Origin of the sequence: Falsihalocynthiibacter sp. CO-5D18 (assembly GCF_041205445.1) — a bacterium.
Classification (GTDB): Bacteria; Pseudomonadota; Alphaproteobacteria; order Rhodobacterales; family Rhodobacteraceae; genus Falsihalocynthiibacter; species Falsihalocynthiibacter arcticus.
Genome location: NZ_JBGFCF010000019.1, coordinates 1 through 20,340 on the forward strand (window position 1 = coordinate 1; position 20,340 = coordinate 20,340).

General features: G+C 52.7%; 16 protein-coding genes, 1 tRNA gene and 1 pseudogene. 7 read left to right on the plus strand and 11 right to left on the minus strand.

All coding sequences use genetic code 11. The features are described 5' to 3' along the window. The 4 genes and pseudogenes from AB9F27_RS19345 to AB9F27_RS19360 form a co-directional block, all read left to right on the plus strand. Window positions 1-121 (plus strand): annotated as a pseudogene (locus AB9F27_RS19345) (IS30 family transposase); the annotation flags it as partial. 101 nt (window positions 122-222) lie between these two features. Next, the gene (locus AB9F27_RS19350; RefSeq protein WP_335586351.1) at window positions 223-435 is read left to right on the plus strand and encodes a hypothetical protein; all 213 of its coding nucleotides are present in this window, start codon (window positions 223-225) and stop codon (window positions 433-435) included. 59 nt (window positions 436-494) lie between these two features. Beyond that, the gene (locus AB9F27_RS19355) at window positions 495-689 is read left to right on the plus strand and encodes a DUF2892 domain-containing protein (protein ID WP_335586350.1); all 195 of its coding nucleotides are present in this window, start codon (window positions 495-497) and stop codon (window positions 687-689) included. A gap of 756 nt (window positions 690-1,445) precedes the next feature. After that, entirely contained in the window at window positions 1,446-2,576 is a 1,131-nt protein-coding gene (locus AB9F27_RS19360) for a site-specific integrase (protein WP_335586349.1), read from the plus strand. 344 nt (window positions 2,577-2,920) lie between these two features. On the opposite strand, the gene AB9F27_RS19365 is transcribed toward AB9F27_RS19360, so the two are convergent. From AB9F27_RS19365 to AB9F27_RS19380, 4 genes are all read right to left on the minus strand, one after another. Next, complete coding sequence (locus AB9F27_RS19365) at window positions 2,921-3,634, minus strand: helix-turn-helix domain-containing protein (RefSeq protein ID WP_335586348.1); 714 nt, start codon at window positions 3,632-3,634, stop codon at window positions 2,921-2,923. A gap of 154 nt (window positions 3,635-3,788) precedes the next feature. Continuing rightward, complete coding sequence (locus AB9F27_RS19370; protein WP_335586347.1) at window positions 3,789-4,751, minus strand: substrate-binding domain-containing protein; 963 nt, start codon at window positions 4,749-4,751, stop codon at window positions 3,789-3,791. A 103-nt stretch (window positions 4,752-4,854) separates the two neighbouring features. Beyond that, window positions 4,855-6,123 carry an ABC transporter permease gene (locus AB9F27_RS19375; RefSeq protein ID WP_369758022.1) on the minus strand — a complete coding sequence of 423 codons (1,269 nt, stop codon included), beginning with the start codon at window positions 6,121-6,123 and terminating at the stop codon, window positions 4,855-4,857. A gap of 35 nt (window positions 6,124-6,158) precedes the next feature. Next, entirely contained in the window at window positions 6,159-7,706 is a 1,548-nt protein-coding gene (locus AB9F27_RS19380) for a sugar ABC transporter ATP-binding protein (RefSeq protein ID WP_335586345.1), read from the minus strand. Window positions 7,707-8,196: 490 nt separating this feature from the next. Between AB9F27_RS19380 and AB9F27_RS19385 the strand changes: the two genes are divergently transcribed. Together AB9F27_RS19385 and AB9F27_RS19390 are read left to right on the plus strand one after the other, a co-directional pair. Further along, window positions 8,197-9,774 (plus strand): bifunctional UDP-sugar hydrolase/5'-nucleotidase, encoded by a 1,578-nt coding sequence (locus AB9F27_RS19385; protein WP_369758023.1) that lies wholly within the window; start codon window positions 8,197-8,199, stop codon window positions 9,772-9,774. 83 nt (window positions 9,775-9,857) lie between these two features. Next, a complete protein-coding gene (locus AB9F27_RS19390) occupies window positions 9,858-10,538 on the plus strand; it encodes an SOS response-associated peptidase (protein ID WP_335586343.1) in 681 nt (226 codons plus the stop codon). 4 nt (window positions 10,539-10,542) lie between these two features. On the opposite strand, the gene AB9F27_RS19395 is transcribed toward AB9F27_RS19390, so the two are convergent. The 6 genes from AB9F27_RS19395 to AB9F27_RS19420 form a co-directional block, all read right to left on the minus strand. After that, complete coding sequence (locus tag AB9F27_RS19395) at window positions 10,543-12,444, minus strand: acyl-CoA synthetase (protein WP_369758024.1); 1,902 nt, start codon at window positions 12,442-12,444, stop codon at window positions 10,543-10,545. 111 nt (window positions 12,445-12,555) lie between these two features. Next, the gene (locus tag AB9F27_RS19400) at window positions 12,556-14,337 is read right to left on the minus strand and encodes an ABC transporter transmembrane domain-containing protein (RefSeq protein ID WP_335586341.1); all 1,782 of its coding nucleotides are present in this window, start codon (window positions 14,335-14,337) and stop codon (window positions 12,556-12,558) included. Between the two features lie 114 nt (window positions 14,338-14,451). Next, window positions 14,452-14,525, minus strand: a tRNA-Gly gene (locus AB9F27_RS19405). 108 nt (window positions 14,526-14,633) lie between these two features. Continuing rightward, window positions 14,634-15,875, minus strand: a complete 1,242-nt coding sequence (gene arsJ, locus AB9F27_RS19410; protein ID WP_335586340.1) for an organoarsenical effux MFS transporter ArsJ — start codon at window positions 15,873-15,875, stop codon at window positions 14,634-14,636. After that, complete coding sequence (locus AB9F27_RS19415) at window positions 15,872-16,870, minus strand: ArsJ-associated glyceraldehyde-3-phosphate dehydrogenase (RefSeq protein WP_335586339.1); 999 nt, start codon at window positions 16,868-16,870, stop codon at window positions 15,872-15,874. Before AB9F27_RS19415 ends, arsJ begins: the two co-directional genes overlap by 4 nt. A gap of 17 nt (window positions 16,871-16,887) precedes the next feature. Continuing rightward, window positions 16,888-17,697 carry a helix-turn-helix domain-containing protein gene (locus AB9F27_RS19420; RefSeq protein WP_335586338.1) on the minus strand — a complete coding sequence of 270 codons (810 nt, stop codon included), beginning with the start codon at window positions 17,695-17,697 and terminating at the stop codon, window positions 16,888-16,890. A gap of 140 nt (window positions 17,698-17,837) precedes the next feature. On the opposite strand from AB9F27_RS19420, the gene AB9F27_RS19425 reads away from it, so the two are divergent. Further along, window positions 17,838-19,343 (plus strand): altronate dehydratase family protein, encoded by a 1,506-nt coding sequence (locus tag AB9F27_RS19425; RefSeq protein WP_335586337.1) that lies wholly within the window; start codon window positions 17,838-17,840, stop codon window positions 19,341-19,343. A gap of 41 nt (window positions 19,344-19,384) precedes the next feature. On the opposite strand, the gene AB9F27_RS19430 is transcribed toward AB9F27_RS19425, so the two are convergent. Further along, the gene (locus AB9F27_RS19430; RefSeq protein WP_335586336.1) at window positions 19,385-20,317 is read right to left on the minus strand and encodes a 2-hydroxyacid dehydrogenase; all 933 of its coding nucleotides are present in this window, start codon (window positions 20,315-20,317) and stop codon (window positions 19,385-19,387) included. Window positions 20,318-20,340 lie beyond the last annotated feature (23 nt).

The following is a 20,340-nucleotide window of genomic DNA, read 5'->3' on the forward strand; positions in this document are numbered from 1 at the left end:
GGTTCATTCGCAAGCCAAACTCAGCGCTATTGCCAGACAGTTGAACGAACGCCCCCGCAAGACCTTGCAATATCAAACCCCAGCTGAGAAGTTCGCCCAGTGTGTTGCGTCGATCAGTTGATCCCGCCGCGCATAGTGACCAATGCTGCACCTGAACATGCAATCTGCTTCCGTCCCATATACGCTTGATTGGATTGAAACTCGGGATGATCAGTTGAGGCATTGGAAGCTGCATATGTCATCCTCAGCCATGGTCATCCAGAAAACATGGATCAAGTGCAACGTTTCATCCACGATTATCTCGTGTATCTTCGCACCAAAATCGGAGAGCATATAGACGAAAGCGGCGATTTGACCTACGCTTTTTATATTGACCAATCGTCCTACACGCGCCTTGATACATTTGAAGAACCCGCGACCAAGAACGCGGGTTGAGTTTATGAGAAGATGGAGTTTGAGTAATCGAGCAACAAGTTTAGCAAAGGAAAAATACTATGGAACTTACAAAAAACGTTGGATCAACAGATCGCATGATAAGACTAGCCGTCGGCGCAATTCTCGTAGTCCTCACGCTCATGGGGACGATTGGTGTCTGGGGCTGGTTGGGTCTAATTTTAATTGGAACGGCATTTCTTAACTTCTGCCCACTTTACAGAATTCTTGGCAAGAGTACCTGTAAGATGAAATAAGCTTATCAAGCTGAGATCGTGGGACTGTCGGCGAATTTAGAAAAAAGAAGATTTGCCGACATCGGCCCAGCCACATACAAAGCACTGCGCTCCTGACAGCAGCCGAACTGAGGCTAAGAGACCCCCCTTACGACAATCTGGTGATCTGTCGGGATTTTTTCGGAGATATTCATCTTGATTCATACTTTCTATATAGGGAGAAAGCCGATAAGATTGATCTGTCAGGATCATCGTCTCTTTGCTTTCTCGTATGAGTTCGCTTTGATGCGATATTTTTGAAGCCATCATGCTATCTTTTAACGAAATTAGCGCTTGAGCATTGTCTGGGTTCAGGATGTAATTTCTGTTGTAATACGACTTACCTACAACTTCTGATATCACGCAAGCCATTATTATTATTTAATAAAAGTAAAACATGTGTGGTTTACTTTATCAAAATATCTACTTGTAGAAAAAGCGTTTACTTACAAATAGTAAAATAGTCATTTCTGAGAAGTGACCTACGAGAGTTTTACTTTTAGCCGGTTCAGAAAACTAATTATTCGAAAGCCGCTAGCACCAAGCCAAAAAAAGAAAAGTATGTATTTCCAAAGTTTGAGGCAAATTGAAGCGAATCACTGACAGCGGTGTCGCCGAACTGGGGAAGAGAAAATCCTCAACGGAATTCAAACGAAAGTTGTACCGCCCACAAAGGCGTTTCAGTATCGTCGACTCAATTGTTACGAAGTAACGACAACAGAAACGGAAGCAGGACGGATGGCTTTTCTGATTAAAAGACTAAGAAAGTCCGGAAAATGCTGGAAGATGCACTGGGGCGTCAAAGACCAAAAGACAGGCAAGACGAAGATAAAAACCAAGATGTTCGACGGCACTGATAAGAAAACCGCACTCCTAGAGGCTCGGCGCATCGAAGCCGAAATGTCCCAAGCTGGGGATTATGGTGACGGGGCACAACCGCTGGCGGCATTCCTCAAGGTTTGGATGCCTTACGCCTCCGAAGGCCTGAGCAATTCCACTCTTATGCAATACGCTTGGCAGGAACGCGTCTTAATCGAATGGTTTGGGGACTTACCCCTCAATAAAATAAACGCCCTGACCTTCGTATCCTTGGGCCGTAAGGCGAAGGAAAGAGGCTTTCAGCCCTACACCATTCAACTCTTCACGAAAATTCTAAAGCGAATCGTGCGGGATGCCATGGCATGGGATATTTTACCTCCGACGCTAGGGCCGATGTTGTCGACCGTAAAAATGGTGAAGAACCCACGAAAGCAACCGCCCATCCGTTCGATAGAGGAAACAGAACTTCTAGCAAGCAGGGTACGGGCCGCTAACCCAACCGCAGCGGACATGCTGTTGGTCGCGGCCTTTACAGGCGTTCGTTGGGGCGAAATAGCGGCTCTAACGCCAGCCGATATCGACCTCGATACAAAGCGCCTCCATATTGCTAAAACGGTTGCTTACGAGAAAGGGGGCGTGACAGTTCAAAACGCCCCCAAATCGAAAGCGGGCAACCGATACCTGCCCTTAAGCGAAGAACTGATCCGCGTTTTTACACCACGTGTTAATACCACAGCAGAACACAATCTTCTCTTTCCTGCATTTAGAGGCGGCCCATTATCGCACAGCGTTTGTAGTAAGGTGATTAGCGGTCCAGCCGAGGAGTTGGGAGTGGCGACGGGTTGGCATGCGTCGCGTCACTATTTCGCGTCGCATCTTTTGCGAAATGGCGTTCCCCTTCCGGCGGTATCAAAGATGATGGGGCATTCCTCCCCCCAAATTACAGCGTCGCTCTATAGCTGGGTTCTCGATAATTTCGAAGCGGAGGCACAGGTGTTGGACGCCTTGCGGTATAGGGTGGCGAAGCCGAAGCTGCGGGTGGCTAAGTAGTCTTTAATTAAACAAAAATGGCAGAGATGAGACCAGAGGCGACATCGGTCAGGAGTGCAGTGTTTGGTGCTATGGGCGGGAAGGCGACAATCGCTACAGGTGAGAACTCTGATAGACTTTGCGCCAAAGAGGACCTTCGATGCGTGATCACTCCAAAAGGGCCGTCGTTGACATTTAGGGCGGAAACCTACTATTCGTTGTGATGGCTAATTCCATACGACGACGGTAAATTTATTCTTAGACAAGTTGACAATCTTGCCCAAAATAGTTTTTGAAACGACCTTGGAGCGATTGGCGAGTATTTGACAGCGAAGCGGCAGTATTTTCGGAGAAATCTCGATAAATTATAATTGCGGCAAATAAATTTTGACGCGTTGCTGCAATAATTCGACCGCTACCAGAAGGTGAGATTTGCTCGATTCTTTGTCACTCTCGGAAATCATCGCCGACATATAGGGGATCGTAATTGCTGCGATTACAACGTCTCCTTGCCCACCCATGACGGGGGCGGAAAGCTCTGTAATTCCTGGAAATTCTGGGTTAGGGGCCTCAGTTAATTTCGACAAAGAATGTGTCGCATCCGTGTTTTGGGATGCCGTTAAGATGCAGACTCTTGCCGAACTATCGGCCACCTTGCTGCGGTGCCCGACTTGGACAGAAATGGAGTAGCCTTTGGTCGCCTCGGCCTGCGCGACAACAAGGACCGCATCGTCGTCCAGAACGGACAAATGACAGGAAAGCGAGACTTGTTCGGACAGTTCCGCCAACACTGGCATGGCAACTTCAGCGATCCGATTATTTATGGAACGATTGGAACCAAGTACAGAAAGGCGATCAGTAAGAACATAGTGATCATCAGCAGCACGGGAGATGAATTGCCGCTCTTCGAGAACAATCATCATGCGGAAAATCTCGTTTTTGGAACGCCCGACACCTGCTGCAATTTGCGACAACGACAGTTCCTTGTCTGACAGTGAGAGCAACTCAAGAATATCGAGGCCTTTTTCCAGCGCTGGCGCTGAATACTTCTGAAGCTTCGTGAGATTGCTGGACGCCATGACTCGTTTTCTGCATTTCCGGTTAGCGCGGGATGATTATTTCACTATTGCGAACTAGCACCAGAGAAAATTTGGCGCAAGGGAGCCATTTACCCCTTGCGCCTTGGATCATAGTTGACGGGAGTTTGTCAATTTTGATCCGTTTTTATACGCCTTATTTCAACCCGTTGCGCACAAGGATCTCATCGGCATTCGCACTTGTGATTGCCTCGGTTCCCATCACAACTGATTTTTCAACTTGCTCGCCGTCAAGGTAACGAAGGGCTTGGCGCAATCCTTCAGCACCTGGAGTTGGGTAAAGAAAAGTTGCGGCAAGTTCGCCATTGGCAACCCAAGTCACACCTTCACCCGGTAAGCCATCGACGCCAACAAAGATGATGTCTTTGTCACGTCCCGCGTCTTTTGCAGCGAGGTATGCTCCATAGGCCATTGGGTCGTTGTGGCCGTAGACAAGGGTGATATCTTCGTAGTTGCGCAGGGCAGTTGCCATGATGTCATAGGCTTGGTCTTGCTTCCAGTCGCCCGATTGGCGATCAAGAAGGAAGGTTACACCTGCCTCATCGGCAACGGCTGCGTGAACAGGGTCCGAACGATCAAAAGTAGCCTGAATTCCGAGGCCACCATAGATTTCAACAATGGTGCCTTGTGCATTGCCAGCACCACCGAGAGCCTCGAGGATGAACTCGCCAGCCGCTTCGCCGATAAGGACGTTGTCGCCGCCGACCCACTGTACGAATTTGTCGGTATCAACATTGCGATCTAGAACAAAAACAGGAATGCCTGCATCGGTTGCTTTTTCAACAACACCAGTAAGACCCGCCGCTTCTTTGGGAGAAATCAAGATGGCGTCAACACCCTGCTGAATGAAGTTTTCAACTTGGGCAACCTGCTCTTCAGTGCGGTCATTTGCGTCGGCCCAAAGGAGGTTCACGTTCTCATGCAATTCCGCTTCGGCCCGCAGGTCCTTATTAAACTGCACGCGCCAAGGCTCGACAGTCGTGACCTGCGAAAAACCAATTGTATAATCTTTGTCCTGCGCCATCGCACTCATGGGCAAACCGACCACAAATGCGGCCGACAGGAGGGATAACCCCTTGCTAAACTCACGTCTTTTCATAACAGTCTCCTTGTTCAATGGACGGCACTCTTGTGCCCTTTTTTGTTCGCTCTAGCTTCGCGTATTTTCCACAATCCGAAGCTAGAGCATTTACTTTTCGGGCTCAGTTTCGCTTGAGTTTCGAAAAGATCTGGGTCAACTGACCTTCCTGAATGAGCACGGCGGCCACAATAATGACGCCCTTCAGGACCAGTTGAGTATTGCTGTCGATGTTGTTGAGTTGCAGAATATTGCCGAGAAAACCAAAGATCAGCACGCCGACCATAGTGCCTGCGACGGTGCCTCTGCCGCCCATCAGGCTAGTGCCGCCGATGACAACGGCCGCAATGGCATCCAACTCTAAGCCCATTCCTGCGTCGGGTTTTCCCTGCCGAAATTGTGCAACATAAAGGATGCCCGCGAGTCCAGCCAGCGCGCTTGATATGGCATAGGTCACGATTTTGGTGCGATTGACGTTTAGCCCCGCGAGGCGGGAAGCCTGCTCGTTACCGCCAATGGCCAAAAGATAGGCACCATAGGTCGTGAACCGTGTCAGGATGAAAAATACGACTAGGACGAACAGGAAAATCAGCCCCGGTGCGGGAACGACTCCCCAAAGCAAAGTGCGCAGAATCTCAAAGTTTTCGGTCGCGTTGGTGCCAGTGTAAACGGGATAGACGGCTGTATCTTGACCCGCAATCAACCGCGCCATTCCCAGAGCGCCCACCATCATCGCGAGGGTGACAATAAAGGGTTGCAGGCGGCCATAGACAATCAAGGCCCCATTCATGGCCCCAAACACCGCACAGACACTCGGAACCGCAATCAAAACAGCCAGTACACCAAATTTTGTTGGGACTTGCCCGATCAGCCAGATCATTAAGCCCATCGAAACAGCGCCGCTGATCAAAGCAGTCATAGTGAGGGTCTTGGGGCTTGTTTGCGCTTCGCGTGCTGTGCCGCCACTATTGGTGATGCCGCGCAAAACACTGATGGCGGCCCAGCAAAGGATGAAAACCACGGCCCCGACCGCAGGTACACCAATGTAACTCGCGGTCGTCCAGCCTTCTTGGGTGAGCAGCATAGCGCAAATGACGGTGCCCAAAGCGAGGATGGAACCAACAGAGAGATCAATCCCCGCAATGAGAATAACGAGCGTCATACCAACGGCAACAATCCCCGTCACGGAAACTTGGCGAAGAACATCGGTCATATTGCCAAGAGATGTGAAAATGTTTACGCCCTTAGAGGTTACAGGGGAGGATAAGGCCCCGAAAACCAACAGAAAACCTAAACCCCAGTACAGTTTTGTTTGCATGATCATTTGAAGCCCTTTGGCCCGCAACGATCTGGTTTTGTCAATTTCTGCGACCGATTTTTGCTTCGCTGTCATGTCATTTCCCAAGCTCATGTTTTCACGCTTCCCCGTCACTCGAACTGCATGGCGAGTTGTTTGATCGTATCAAGGTTCATTTCGTCTGGACCTAAAATGCCCGAAATCCGCCCTTCGCATAGCACCATCACCCGGTCACAAATGGCCAGAAGTTCGGGTATTTCGGAGCTGGCGAGCAGGACGGAAATTCCTGAATCGGCCAACTCGCCAATCAGGTCATAGATTTCGTCTTTTGCGCCGATATCGATGCCACGGGTTGGTTCATCGAGCAGCAGGATCTGCGGCTCCATCCCCAACCATTTTCCGAGGACTACTTTCTGCTGGTTGCCCCCACTCAGATTGCCAACCACGTGATCAACGCCCCTTGCGGCAATGCGCAACCGTTTGATCGCAGTGAGCGCCTGTTGGGTTTGGAATGGCCCCATGCCAATGCCAAACTGATCAAGCCCATGCAATTGCGGCAAGATAATATTGTCAGAAATAGAGTGGTTGAGGATGAGTCCCGTTGATTTGCGGTCTTCGGTAATCAGGGCCAAGCCGTGTTCGATACCGCCCGCCGGATTATGTAAATTGACGGGATGCCCGTCGATCTGAACTTCGCCTTCCATCACGGGACCACGCGCCCCAAATATGGTTTCAAGGAGTTCGGTCCGCCCCGCCCCAAGTAAGCCCCCAACCCCCAGAATTTCGCCACGCCGCAGCCCAAAGCTTACATTGCTCAGAACACGACGGCCTTGCGCCTCGGCATTTAAGCCGGACACTTGGAGCGCCAATTCGTCCGATGGTTTGGTTTTGCGTCTGATTTTCTCGACCTCAATCCGACGACCCACCATCATCTCCACCAGATCTGCGGGCGTAGCATCTCTGGCCATCGTCGTGCCGATCATCAAACCATCACGCAAAACGGTAATGCGGTCGGAAATCTCGAAAACTTCGTCCATGCGGTGGGAAATATATAGAATGGCCACACCCTGCGCCGCGAGGTCGCGAATGACTTCCATTAGGATATCCGCTTCGATCTGCGATAGGGCGGAGGTCGGCTCATCCATGATAAGAAGGCGCGCATCCATCAAAAGTGCGCGGGTAATTTCAACTAGTTGTTGCTCGCCCACCCTAAGATCTTTGACCTTAGTGTCGACATCCAAGGTGAAACCAAACCGCGACAGGGCGTCTTGGGCGATCGTGCGTGCTTTCTTTTGGTCAAGGAACAACCCGCCCTTCATCGGCTCGCGCCCCAAGACGACGTTCTGTGCAACTGACATCTCTGGGATCAGGCTAAGTTCCTGATGCATGATGATAACGCCTTGCTCCTCCGCCTCGCGCGGATTGCGAAAAGAAACGGGTTTGCCATCGATTGTCATCGTGCCAAAACTGGGCTCAATTACACCACTGATGATCTTGACCAGAGTTGATTTCCCTGCGCCATTCTCGCCCATAAGGGTATGAATCTCACCGCCGTGAATCGCCAGTTTTACATCTGAGAGAACAGGAATTCCTGAATAGGTTTTTCCGATGCTGTCGAGTTCAAACACGAAGTCCGACTCAGACCGTGTTGACGCACTTGGGGTTCCCAATACCTGCACTTGCGTTTCCCCTCCCAAAGATCTGCAATTATGTTCTTCAGGTTTCATATATGAAGAGCGCTTCACTTGTCAACGCTGCTCTCAGATTGGGATCGACGGATCTTCTCCAAGTAGTCTCATCGAAGTAAGCAATGCACTAGAGCTATTGAGAAAAGCTCGATTGGATGGTTGTCGGACACTAGCGCCACGAAACCTCGATCCTGCCATTAGCCTCCTTCAGAAGATGCAAATGCGAACGTTCGCTTGCCGCCTTTTGTTCATAACCGAACAAGAATGGGTAGCGTAATGGGTAGCCATTTATAGCGAAAAACTGCGAAATAGCCCAAAATAGCGAATATACCCCTGAACAGCCCAATATCCACAAAAAGACAGAAGCCGTTGTCATATGTCCGTAACACCCTGAATATACATATTTTACAAACGCAGCCTTTGACTCTGAAGCTGCATTTGGTCAATCTATCGCTCTAGAACAATAATAGGGAGTATTAATATGTTCGCCCGTCTTTTCACATCCGCGGCCGTTTTGGCCCTCACGGCAGGTGCTGCCGCCGCCGACTACTCACTCACCGTTTTACACACAAACGATTTCCACGCACGGTTTGAGCCCATCAGCAAATATGACGCTGGCTGTAGCGCCGAAGACAACGCCGCTGGCGAATGCTTTGGTGGCTCTGCACGTTTGGTGACGGCCGTTGCCGACGCCCGTGCGCGTTCAAATAACTCAATTTTGGTGGATGGCGGAGACCAGTTCCAAGGCACGCTGTTTTATACTTACTACAAGGGTAAACTCGCCGCCGAAATGATGAACAAGCTCGGCTACGACGGCATGACCGTTGGCAATCACGAGTTTGACGACGGCCCAGAAGTTCTCGCAGGCTTCATGGATACGATCAACTTTCCTATTCTGATGTCCAACGCGGACGTGTCCCAAGAGCCTGCTTTGGCTGGTAAACTTGCTAAATCCGCGATCATCGAACGGGGTGGCGAGAAAATCGGCCTAATCGGATTGACGCCACAAGATACCGATGAATTGGCCAGCCCCGGTGACTTGGTGATTTTTACCGATCCTGTTGGTGCCGTGCAAGGTGAGGTCGACAAACTGACCGCCGAGGGCGTGAATAAAATTATCGTTTTGTCGCACTCGGGCTATAGCGTTGACCAAAAAGTTGCCGCCGAAACCACGGGTGTAGACGTGATCGTTGGTGGCCATACCAACACATTGTTGTCCAACACCAACGAGCGTGCCGAAGGCCCATACCCAACAATGGTTGGCTCAACGGCCATCGTTTCGGCCTATGCTTATGGTAAATTCCTTGGCGAATTGAACGTCACGTTTAACGACGCTGGCGAAGTCATCTCTGCCACTGGCGAGCCTATCATCACGGACGCCTCGGTTGCTGAGGATGCCGCGACGGTTGCACGTATTGCAGAAGCCGCAGCCCCCCTCGAAGAAATTCGCAGCAAAATTGTGGCGACCACTGGGGCAGCGATTGATGGATCGCGTGACAATTGCCGCGCCAAAGAATGCGAAATGGGGAACCTTGTTGCCGATGCGATGCTTGCGCGCGTCAAAGATCAAGGCATCCAAGTCGCGTTGGCAAATGGCGGCGGACTTCGTGCAGGTTTAGAAGCTGGCGAAGTTACGATGGGTGATGTTTACACGGTTCTTCCGTTCCAAAACACGCTGGCAACGTTCCAAGTGAATGGGGCAACGCTTAAGGACGCGCTCGAAAACGCGGTGCTGCAATATGACGATGAGACCAAAAACGGTCGCTTCGCGCAGGTTGCGGGGATGACGTTCACCATCACGGGTTCCGAGGCCTTTGGCAATCGTATTTCCGAGGTTATGATTGATACGGGCGCGGGCTATGAAGCGCTTGATCCAGCCAAAGTTTACGGCGTTGTTTCGAACAACTACGTGCGTGGCGGCGGCGATGGCTACAGCATGTTCCGCGACGCGATGAATGCCTATGATTTCGGCCCTGATCTTGCGGATGTTGTCTCTGAATACCTTGCGGCAGCAGGCGGCTACGAGCCCTACCTTGATGGCCGCATCACCGTGAAATAAGTTTGGTTTACGCTGACTGAACCTAAGGCGCGCCAGCCACGGCGCGCCTTTTTTGTAACAAGGTGTTGGCGAGGAGCGAGAGAATGTGCGGACGATTTGCGATCACTTTGCCCGTGGAGGCCATGGCCCAGCTTTTTGCGGCGGCCCCCGCCAATGATTTACCGAACGTTCCGAATTATAACGTTTGTCCGACGACCCAAATCCACGCAATTATGGCCACAGATCATGGCCGCCAATTACGGGCCATGCGGTGGGGTTTTATTCCCAATTGGTACAAAAAGCCCAATGACGGCCCGCTTTTGATCAACGCGCGGGCGGAAACGATTGCGCAGAAACCCGCGTTTGCTAAAGCGTGTCGGGAACGGCGGTGCCTCATCCCTGTGAGCGGCTTCTATGAATGGACCAAAACGCCTGAGGGCGCGCGTCTACCGTGGTATATCACGCCGCGCCACGAAGAGGCCGCCGTGTTCGCAGGTATTTGGCAGGATTGGGAGTACGACGGGGTGCGCACGAGAACAGCCGCTATTGTGACAGTTGCGGCAAACAAAACGATGTCGAAAATCCACAAACGGATGCCCGTTTCCCTTGCGCCGGATCAATGGGCTAGTTGGCTTGGGGAGCAGGGGAAGGGGGCCGCACTCTTGATGCAACCCGCGCCCGAAGATCGCTTTGCTGCGTGGCGTGTTTCCCCCGAGGTCAATTCCAATCGGGCCTCAGGGGCGCAGCTTATCCGTTCCTTGGATGCTGATAATTCTGGGTACTAACCGCCTAAGAAGGCTGTTCTGGAAGCCATTCCCATGGGATTGTGAAGGCCCCAAGAACTTGGGTGATTTCAATCGTGCTCACGACTTCGGACATCTCAATTTGCGCAACGAGTCCGCGTCGTCTGCTTTCGATCACCGAACACACGCTCACCTGCAAGCCCGCTTTTTCCAAGGCCGCATTGTACACCCGCGTAATGGCGCGTTTGCGCAAGTCGGGTTTGAAGACTTTGCCCACTGCTGTTTTCGGCAATTCATCCAAAATTTCGATGTATTTGGGATGGGCCGCGCGCTCTGGGATTCCCTTTTTACAAAACTCCATAAGCTCTTGGACCGTCACTTCGGCATCTTGTACTGGCTCGACATAGGCGCAGGGAATTTCGCCTGAGTGTGCATCCGGTTGGCCAATCGCACCCGCAAATCCAACTGCGGGATGCCCCGCCAAAACTTCTTCGATTTCCGCGGGGTCGATGTTGTGACCGCCACGGATGATCAAGTCCTTGGCGCGCCCTGTAATCCAAAGATATCCGTCCGTGTCGACGCGCCCTAAGTCGCCCGTGCGAAGGTAGATGTCGTGGTGGAAAAGATCGTGGTTTTTGTCGACCTCGGTATAGGTTGATCCGGGAATGACTCCCGGATTATCGATACAGATTTCTCCGACTTCATCGACGGGGGCCTCGACAGGGCCATCAGGTGTTTGGCGCAGGATTTTTACGTCGGTATGGGGAAAGGGCACACCAACGGAGCCCTTTTTTTTCTTGCCGCTCGTGGGATTGCACGACACGAGGCACGTCGCCTCGGTTAGGCCGTAGCCCTCGGTAATCGTGACGCCCGTGGCTTCTTCGAAGCGACGGAAAAGCTCAATCGGAAGGGGGGCGGATCCAGACATCGCCGTGCGAAGCGACGATACATCTGCGTCAACTGGCCGCTGCATCAGCGCAGAAATGGCGGTCGGAACGGTGATCATAAACGTCACGTTCCAACGCTCGATAAGTTTCCAGAAGTTATCCAGCACACCTTCGCCACGGTAACCCGCAGGCGTCGGAAAGACGACATGCGCACCCGAAGCAATCATCGACATCATTATCGGGTGACAGGCGAACACGTGGAACAGGGGCAGGGGGCAAATCACCACGTCATCGTGGCTAAACAGCAAGCGGTGCCCAAGCCAGCCGTTGTAAATCATACCAGAGTATTTGTGCTGGGCCACTTTGGGCATGCCCGTTGTGCCGCCGGTGTGAAAATATGCCCCAACTCGGTCGCCAGCAGAATCTGAAAAGTCGAGTTTTTCGCTCGAATGCTTGGCGATTTCGGCGTTGAAATTCAGCACGCGCGCCTTGTGGGTGGCGGGGTTTTTCGGACGGATAAGCGGAACTATCCAACTCTTTGGCGGGGAAAGATACCGCAGCAAATCAACCTCAACAACCGTCTCGATACTCGGCACCATCGCAACGGCCTCGGCTGCCTTTTGAGCGACATCCGACTTGGGGAAGGCGCGCAAAGTCACCAGAACTTTAGCTCCTGTTTCACGCAGGATCGACGCGATTTGGCTCGCTTCAAGGAGGGGGTTGATCGGGCTGACGATCCCCGCAATTGACCCACCAAGAAGTGTTAGGACGGTTTCGTTTGCATTGGGCAGAAGATAGGCAACAACGTCTGTTTCCCCAATACCTAGAGAACGGAAAAAATTGGCGGTTTGCGTTGTTTTTCCGAACAACTCATTCCAAGTGAGAGTTTCGGCGCGATCTTTGGGGCCCGACGTGATCTGAAACGAAATGGCGGGCCGCTCCCCGTATTTTTTCGCGGTGGCGGCGACAAATTCATACATAGTTTTGGGAAGATCACGATCCTCCCATCGCGCTTCTGCTTCAATAGCATTGCGGTCGTCAATTGATGAAAATTTGTTCATCACACTCTCTCCCATTGGGCACGTCCCCACGTGCTCTTCTCCCCAAGGAGGATGATTGCAAACGACTATTTTCGCAAGGGAAAGTCCAAACGACGGAACGTAAGGAGAAAGTTACGCTACGCCATTTCCGTCCGTAAACTGCAACCGCGCCAGACGCGCATAGAGGCCGTCCTCGGCGACAAGGGATTCATGTGTGCCGTCGGCAATGATTTTTCCGCCATCAAACACAAGGATGCGATCGGCTTTTTTCACGGTTGCCAAACGGTGGGCCACAATCAGGGTCGTGCGCCCTTGGGCCATTTCATCGACCGCGTTTTGAACCGCACGTTCGCTTTCGGCGTCTAAAGCACTTGTCGCTTCATCGAGCAAAAGGATAGGCGCGTCGCGCAAAATGGCACGGGCAATGGCGATACGTTGCTTTTGCCCGCCTGAGAGCATAACACCGCGCTCGCCAACTTGGCTTTCGTATTTCTCGGGTAACGCCATAAGGAAATCATGTGCGGCAGCAGCTTTTGCGGCCTCAAAGACCTCGGCATCCGTGGCGTCGGGGCGGCCGAAACGAATGTTCTCAAGAGCGGTGGTCGCAAAAATAATCGGGTCTTGGGGCACAAGCGCGATCTGTTCTCGAAAATCGGTTCGGGTCAAGTCGCGCAGGTTGAGCCCATCAATGGAAACGACGCCGCTGGTGGGATCGTAGAAACGCTGGAGCAACTGAATGACGGTCGATTTTCCCGCACCAGATGGCCCCACAAGCGCAACCGTTTCGCCCGGTTTGATCGCAAGATTGGTGCCAGAAAGGGCTGCAATTTCGGGTCGCGCAGGATAGTGGAAGGTGACGTTGTCAAAGACGATTTCGCCGCGCACGGGTTTCGCGAGCGTTCTCGGATTAGCAGGGTTTTTGATCGCATCTTCGGTGTTGAGCAGTTCAACAAGGCGCTCGGTTGCGCCAGCTGCGCGTTGAAGTTCACCCCAAATCTCGGAGAGAGCGGCAACCGATCCCGCGACCATAACCGCATAGATCACGAATTGAACGAGGGCACCGATGCTCAGACTGCCTTGGTTGACGTCATGTGCGCCCATCCAAAGAACACCGACGACACCCGAGAAAATAAGGAAAATAACAACCACAGTCATCAGGGCGCGTGTGGTTATCCGCTTCATTGCGACGACATAGGATTGCTCCGTTACATCGGCGAAATTCTTGGAGGAAAGGGCTTCGTGTGTGAAGGCTTGAACGGTTTGCACCGAGGAAAGGTCTTCGCTTGCGCTGCCGGAGGATTTTGCGATCCAGTCTTGGTTTTCGCGACTCAAAATCCGCAAACGGCGACCAAGAACAATAATGGGAACGATAACGGCAGGAACGATAAACAACACCATCGCGGCCAGTTTTGCGCTGGTCAAAAGCATTAGGGCCATGCCGCCAACGAAAATCAGCGCATTGCGCAAAGCGATTGAAACGGAGGAGCCGATGACCGACAGGATAAGCGTCGTATCGGTCGTGATCCGACTTAGAACTTCTCCGGTCATGATCTTTTCATAAAACGCGGGGCTCATGCGTATAACGCGGTCAAAAACAGCTTTGCGAATGTCGGTGACGATACGCTCGCCAAGGCGGGTCACGAGGTAGTACCGCAAACCCGTGCCAAGCGCGAGAATCGCTGCAATTGCGAGGGCTGCGCCAAAGTAGCTGTCGATGAGTGCTCCGTTGGAGGCCGTAAAGCCGTCCACAACACGACGCACTGCAATGGGCAGAATGAGCGAGGTTGCCGCCGTTAGAACAAGCGCGAGACAGGCGGCGAGGACAAGCCCGCCATAGGGACGCACAAAAGGAACAAGTCCGCGCAAAGCGCCCATTTGTTTGGATTTTTCGCGGTCTTCATCTAATTGGGCCATGGAGCCCCCCGTTTGTTTGCGTCCCAACCCACATAATGGCCTGTATCGGAAGCAACAAGCGCTCAAACGCCGCAGAATGGTTTTTGGAAGCTATTTCGGCAAATTGGGGGAATGTGGAGCGGGTAGAGGGAATCGAACCCTCGCCTTAAGTTTGGAAAACTCGTATGATACCATTTCACCATACCCGCGTCGTTTGAGAGTAGTATTTCAGCTGTATTGGAGCGTCAAGACGTGAAATCCGCAAAGCGCGGAATTTGACAGGAAAATTTGCCTGCGTGAAGGTACGCCTGTTTGCGCTAATTCCCGAGTCTTCGTGTGCATGCCCAACTCAGAAGGATCATTCCCGCGGCCGTTCCAAGGCAGAGAGCGAGCCCTCCGATTTGATAGGATACCCCCGAGAGGAGCGTCCCAGTCAAGCGCCCAACTGCATTCGCCATGTAGTAAAATCCCACGTCCATGGTGACCCGTTTTTCATCCGTCATCGCCAAGATGAGGTAGGAGTGGAGCGACGAGTTTACCGCAAAAATTGCCCCGAATATAAGGAGGCCGGCGACGATGGTTCCAGTGAGCATCGGAGATGTGCCGGGTGCCAGAAGGAGGATTGCGGTTAGGACAACAGGAACCACTGCGAGACCGAGTGCCCATTTCTGTGCCAAAACAGCGTATTCATGTTCGCCGCGTTGGTGCGCGCGCAAGAGCTTTGGCGCGCTGGCTTGCACCATCCCATAGAGAATCGTCCAGACCGCCATAAAACTCCCGATCAAAAAGAACGCGGCGCGGTTGGACTCCTCCGAGCCATCCGAGAGGACGGCGTAAAAATAAATGGGAATCCCCACAACAAACCAAACATCTCGCCCCCCGAATAGAAAAACACGCGCAGCGCTGAGCCAGTTGATGTTACGGTTTTTAGAGAAAACCTCTTTGAACTTGGCGTCTTTTCGCCCTGTGGGAAGGCCTGAGGGCATTCCCACAAGCACGGCAATCAGAACAAGTCCCAACACGCCCGCCATCGCCAAGACTGCAGGCACAAAACCAAGGGTCGCCAAAAGCGCGGCGCCAAGGAGAAAGCCCAAGCCTTTGACCGCATTCTTGGAGCCAGTCAAAATCGCGACCCACTTAAACAGGCCGCCTTTGGCCTTGGGTGCCAAGATTTTGACCGCACTTTTTGAGCTCATTTTTGCGAGGTCTTTGGCAACGCCAGATGCGCCTTGCACGAGCATGACGAACACGACCGAGGCCCCGATGCTCCAGTTTGGATCAAGTAGGGATAGCGCGAGTAGGGCCAAAACTTGGAGCGCCAATCCCGCATAAAGCGTCGAGGTCAGCCCAAAGCGTGCGGCAATCCAACCTGCTGAAAGATTGGTCACAATCCCCGCAACTTCATAAAGCACAAAGAGATATGCGAGCTGAACCGGTGAAAATCCGAGGGTATGGAAGTGCAAAAGCACCAACATGCGCAGCGCGCCGTCCGTCAGCATGAAGGCCCAATAGGCGGCCGTTACAGCGATATAGGCCGAGAATCCCCGCGTTTGTGTCACAGGGAATCGCCAACCATAAAGGCCACGTCGACCAGTCGGTTTGTATAGCCCCATTCGTTGTCGTACCACGCGTAAACCTTGAGTTGGGTACCGTTCACGACCATGGTTGAAAGCGCGTCTATGATGCAACTGCGAGGGTCATTTGTGTAATCCGAGGACACAAGCGGCCGTGTTTCATAACCCAAGATGCCCTTGAGGGAACCAACGGAGGCCACGCGGAAAAGCTCGTTCACTTCTTCAACACTCGTCTCGCGTTCCATTTCAAAAACGCAATCCGTGAGCGAGCCGTTGAGCAAGGGAACGCGCACGGCGTGGCCGTTAAGTTTGCCTTTTAACTCTGGATAGATGAGCGTGATTGCCGTGGCCGACCCCGTTGTCGTGGGGATCAAATTGGTCAGGGCCGAGCGTGCGCGCCGCAAATCAGAGGCGGGGCGGTCGACGATTGTTTGGGTGTTAGTGACGTCGTGGATGGTGGTGATTGAGCCATGGCGAATGCCGATCCCTTCGAGCAGAACTTTGACCACCGGCGCGAGGCAATTGGTCGTGCAACTTGCGGCGGTGATGATTTTGTGGGTTTCGGGATCATAAATATAGTCGTTGACGCCATAGACAATATTGGCGGTTGGGCCGCCCTTTACGGGGGCCGATACGACGATTTTTTTGACGCCTGCTGCAAAATAGGGGGCCAGTTTAGTTTCGGTTTTGAACGCTCCTGTACAGTCGATCACAACGTCGACTCCTTCGAGCGGCAACTCATCGAGATTGCGCGTGGAGGTCACAGGAATATGCGTTCCGTCGATTGTGATGCTGTTGTTGTCGGCCTCGAAGTTCGCGGGCCAACGCCCGTGAATCGAGTCAAACTCCAGCAAATGCGCGTGCATTTTGGGGTCTCCCACAGCATCATTAATAAAGGCGATTTTTGCGCCGCGCTCTAGGAGGGGACGCAGGGCGAGTTTTCCGATGCGGCCAAGGCCATTGATGGCAAATGTTGTCATGTCAAAAGGCTTTCTGATTAATTACGCGCGATATCGTCGACCGATTTTTGGAGGTCGGCACGGCTGGCTGTTTCAAAAGGGAGGGTGGCAAAACGCGAGATGCGTGTGTTTAGCATTTCATAGGTGTTTTCAAAGCGGTCTCGGGATGCTTTGTCCAAGGAGTTGGCTGCTGGGACGGGGTCTTCGATGCCCCAATGGCTGCCGATGGGGGTACCATGAAGCGCGCCGCTGTCTTGGTTTGCTGCGTTGTCACAAACGGTGAATACGAAATCGAAGTCGGATGTCGTTTCGCCCAAAACGGTGGTGATGTTTTTGGAGTGCAGGTTTTGAATGTTGTGGCCTTTGGATAGCAAAACATCGCGGGCTATGGCGTGGACGCCTGCGCGCGGTTCTGTCCCTGCGGACGCCACAGTGAAAGTGCGACCTTGCCAATCGCGCAGGATCGTTTCGGCCATAATGGAGCGCGCCGAGTTTCCAGTACATAGGAACAATACGCTGGGTTGTGTCGCTGGTTTTAACGGGTCGGTTGGAAGGCATAAATCGGCGCGCCCGCCACAACAGTCGCTAAATAATCCCGAAACGATTTCCTGTGAGGCCGCAATATTCGCACTATAAAGGAGGCTTGTGCCAAGGCGGCGCTGGTGTACAAGTCCAGCCGATTTTAATGCTGAGAGATAGACAGACGTCGTGCTTGGTTTGAGATCTAGAACCGTAAGGATTTCAGCAACAGGCAGCGCGTCCGGATACCGCCGGATCAGCAGTCGGAAAATGGCCATCCGCTGTGGGTGACTGAGAGTGGCGAGGCGGTCTAGAAGTTTAAATTCCATAATTCGTGAATTAAGGAATTATAGCGCAAGGCGCAACTGTTTTCTGCCGGAATTAAAAGTAATCACATTTGCATCTTTCGTATTTTTTTGCAAAATGTACAATAACGCCTAACCCCCCTCGTTTTCGCAATGGAAATCCTATGTCAAAAACCGTCCGCCTTGCCCCGAATGATAATGTCGTTAGCGCGATTGAAACCCTCAATCCCGATGAGGACGTCAATGGAATATCGCCAAAACAGCAAATTCCGCGCGGGCATAAAATGGCTACGCAAGCGATTGAGAAGGGGGCGGCGGTATTGAAATACGCGCAAGTCATTGGCTATGCGAAAGAAGATATTACCGCGGGGGATCATGTGCACACGCACAATCTTGAGTTTCGGGCTGTCGATCAAACCTATGAATTCTCAACCGATATTCGGCCCGTTGCCCCCGCCACGACTGTGGATACCTTTATGGGGTACCGGCGTGAAAACGGCAAAGTTGGCACACGCAATTATGTTGCGGTTTTGACGTCAGTGAATTGCTCGGCAACGGCGGCGCGGATGATTGCAAACCACTTTACGCCAGAGGTTATGGCGAAGTATGAAAACGTCGATGGAGTTGTTGCTTTCGTGCATGGCACGGGCTGTGGCATGGCGGGGGATGGCGACGGTTTTGAGGCGCTTCAACGGGTAATGTGGGGCTATGCGGCGCACCCAAATGTTGCGGCTGTTTTGATGGTGGGCTTAGGCTGCGAGATTAACCAGATTGATTGGTTAGTCGAGGCATGGGGCCTTAAGCCGGGGCCAAAGTTTCAGGCGATGAATATTCAAGACGTGGCTGGCCTGCGGAAAACGATCGAGATTGGCATTCAAAAGGTCGAAGCCATGCTGCCATTGGCCAATGAAGCACGCCGCGAAGCTTGTCCCGCCTCGGAGTTGATGGTCGGTTTGCAATGTGGTGGATCGGATGCGTGGTCTGGTGTGACGGCCAATCCCGCGTTGGGTTTCGCCTGTGATTTGTTGGTCGCGCAAGGAGGCACGGGCGTATTGGCCGAGACGCCAGAAATTTATGGTGCGGAGCATTTGTTGACGCGCCGCGCAGCAACGCCAGAGGTGGGTGAAAAACTCATCGGCCTCATCAAATGGTGGGAAGAATACGCCGCCCGCAACAAGGGGTCGATGGACAATAACCCGTCTCCGGGGAACAAAAAAGGCGGGCTTACAACCATCCTTGAAAAATCACTCGGGGCTGCGGCCAAAGGGGGAACTTCGCCCCTAACGGGCGTTTTCAAATACGGTGAAACAATCCGCAGCAAAGGGTTCGTCTTCATGGACAGCCCCGGATATGACCCCGCGTCTGTGACAGGGCAAATCGCCAGTGGATGCAATTTGATCGCCTTTACCACGGGGCGCGGGTCCGCCTTTGGGGCCAAGCCAACGCCGTCGATAAAAATTGCGACGAACACCCAGATGTTCACGCGGATGGAAGAAGATATGGATTTGAACGCGGGGTCGATTCTCACAGATGGCGAAACGATTGAGGCGGCGGGGCAGCGGATTTACCAGATGTTCTTGGACGTGGCCTCTGGAACCCCTTCGAAATCCGAAGCGCAAGGGCTTGGCGATTATGAATTCGTTCCATGGCAAATCGGCGCGGTAATGTAACTCTTGGGTCGTTGAATGTTAGAAAATCCAGTGCTGGGGGATTAGCCCACAGGGGAAACCAAAGGGCGGCCCTCTTTGGCGCGAAGCAAGTTTTGCACCACTAGGTCGCCCATCGCGATGCGTGTTTTCTCGGTGGCGCTACCTTGGTGTGGCGACAGCACAACGTTCGGCAGCTTCCAAAGATCCGGTGACATTTTTGGCTCTAGCTCAAACACATCGAGCGCCGCGCCGCCCAAGGCTCCAGACTGCAACATTTCGACCATAACAGGTTCGTCAATGAGCGTTCCTCGCCCCAAATTCACGATCGCTCCCTTTGGGCCCAATGCCGTGAGAACCTTGCGATCCACCAACTTTCGCGTGGCTACATTGTCGGGAACAACGGCCACAATCCAATCGGATGCCGCCGCCATTTCCTCAAGCGAGGCATAGTACGGAAAGGGTTCATAGGCCTGTGGGTTGCGGCCATGATAAACCACCTGCATTTTGAAGGCTTGTGCGCGGCGGGCAATTTCTTTGCCGATCCGTCCTAGCCCCAATATTCCAACCGTTGCCCCCGTAAGTTCGCCCGTCAGCGGATACCCGCCTTCGAGCCATTTGCCCTGCCGCGTGAAGGAATCCGCATCGACGATTCTGCGGCAAAGAGACAGCATCAATCCAAGCGCAAGTTCCGCGACGGCATCGCTTAAAACGTCGGGTGTGTTGGTGACGGAAATACCCCGTTTGCGCGCGGCAGTGACGTCGATACCATCATAGCCAACGCCAAAACTTGAGATGACTTTGAGGTTGGGAAAGGCGTCCATCATTGCGTCGTCACAGCCAACATGACCGTTCGTCGCCATGAATTTCACATGCGCGCAGTTGCTCAGAAACGTTTTTTTATCAACGGCTTCCCAGTATTTCAGGATGGTGAAGGACTCCGAGAGGTCCGCCATGACTTTAGGGGGCATGGGGGCGATCATGATTAGGTCATTCACTTGGAGTCTCCTTGGGCGTTTTG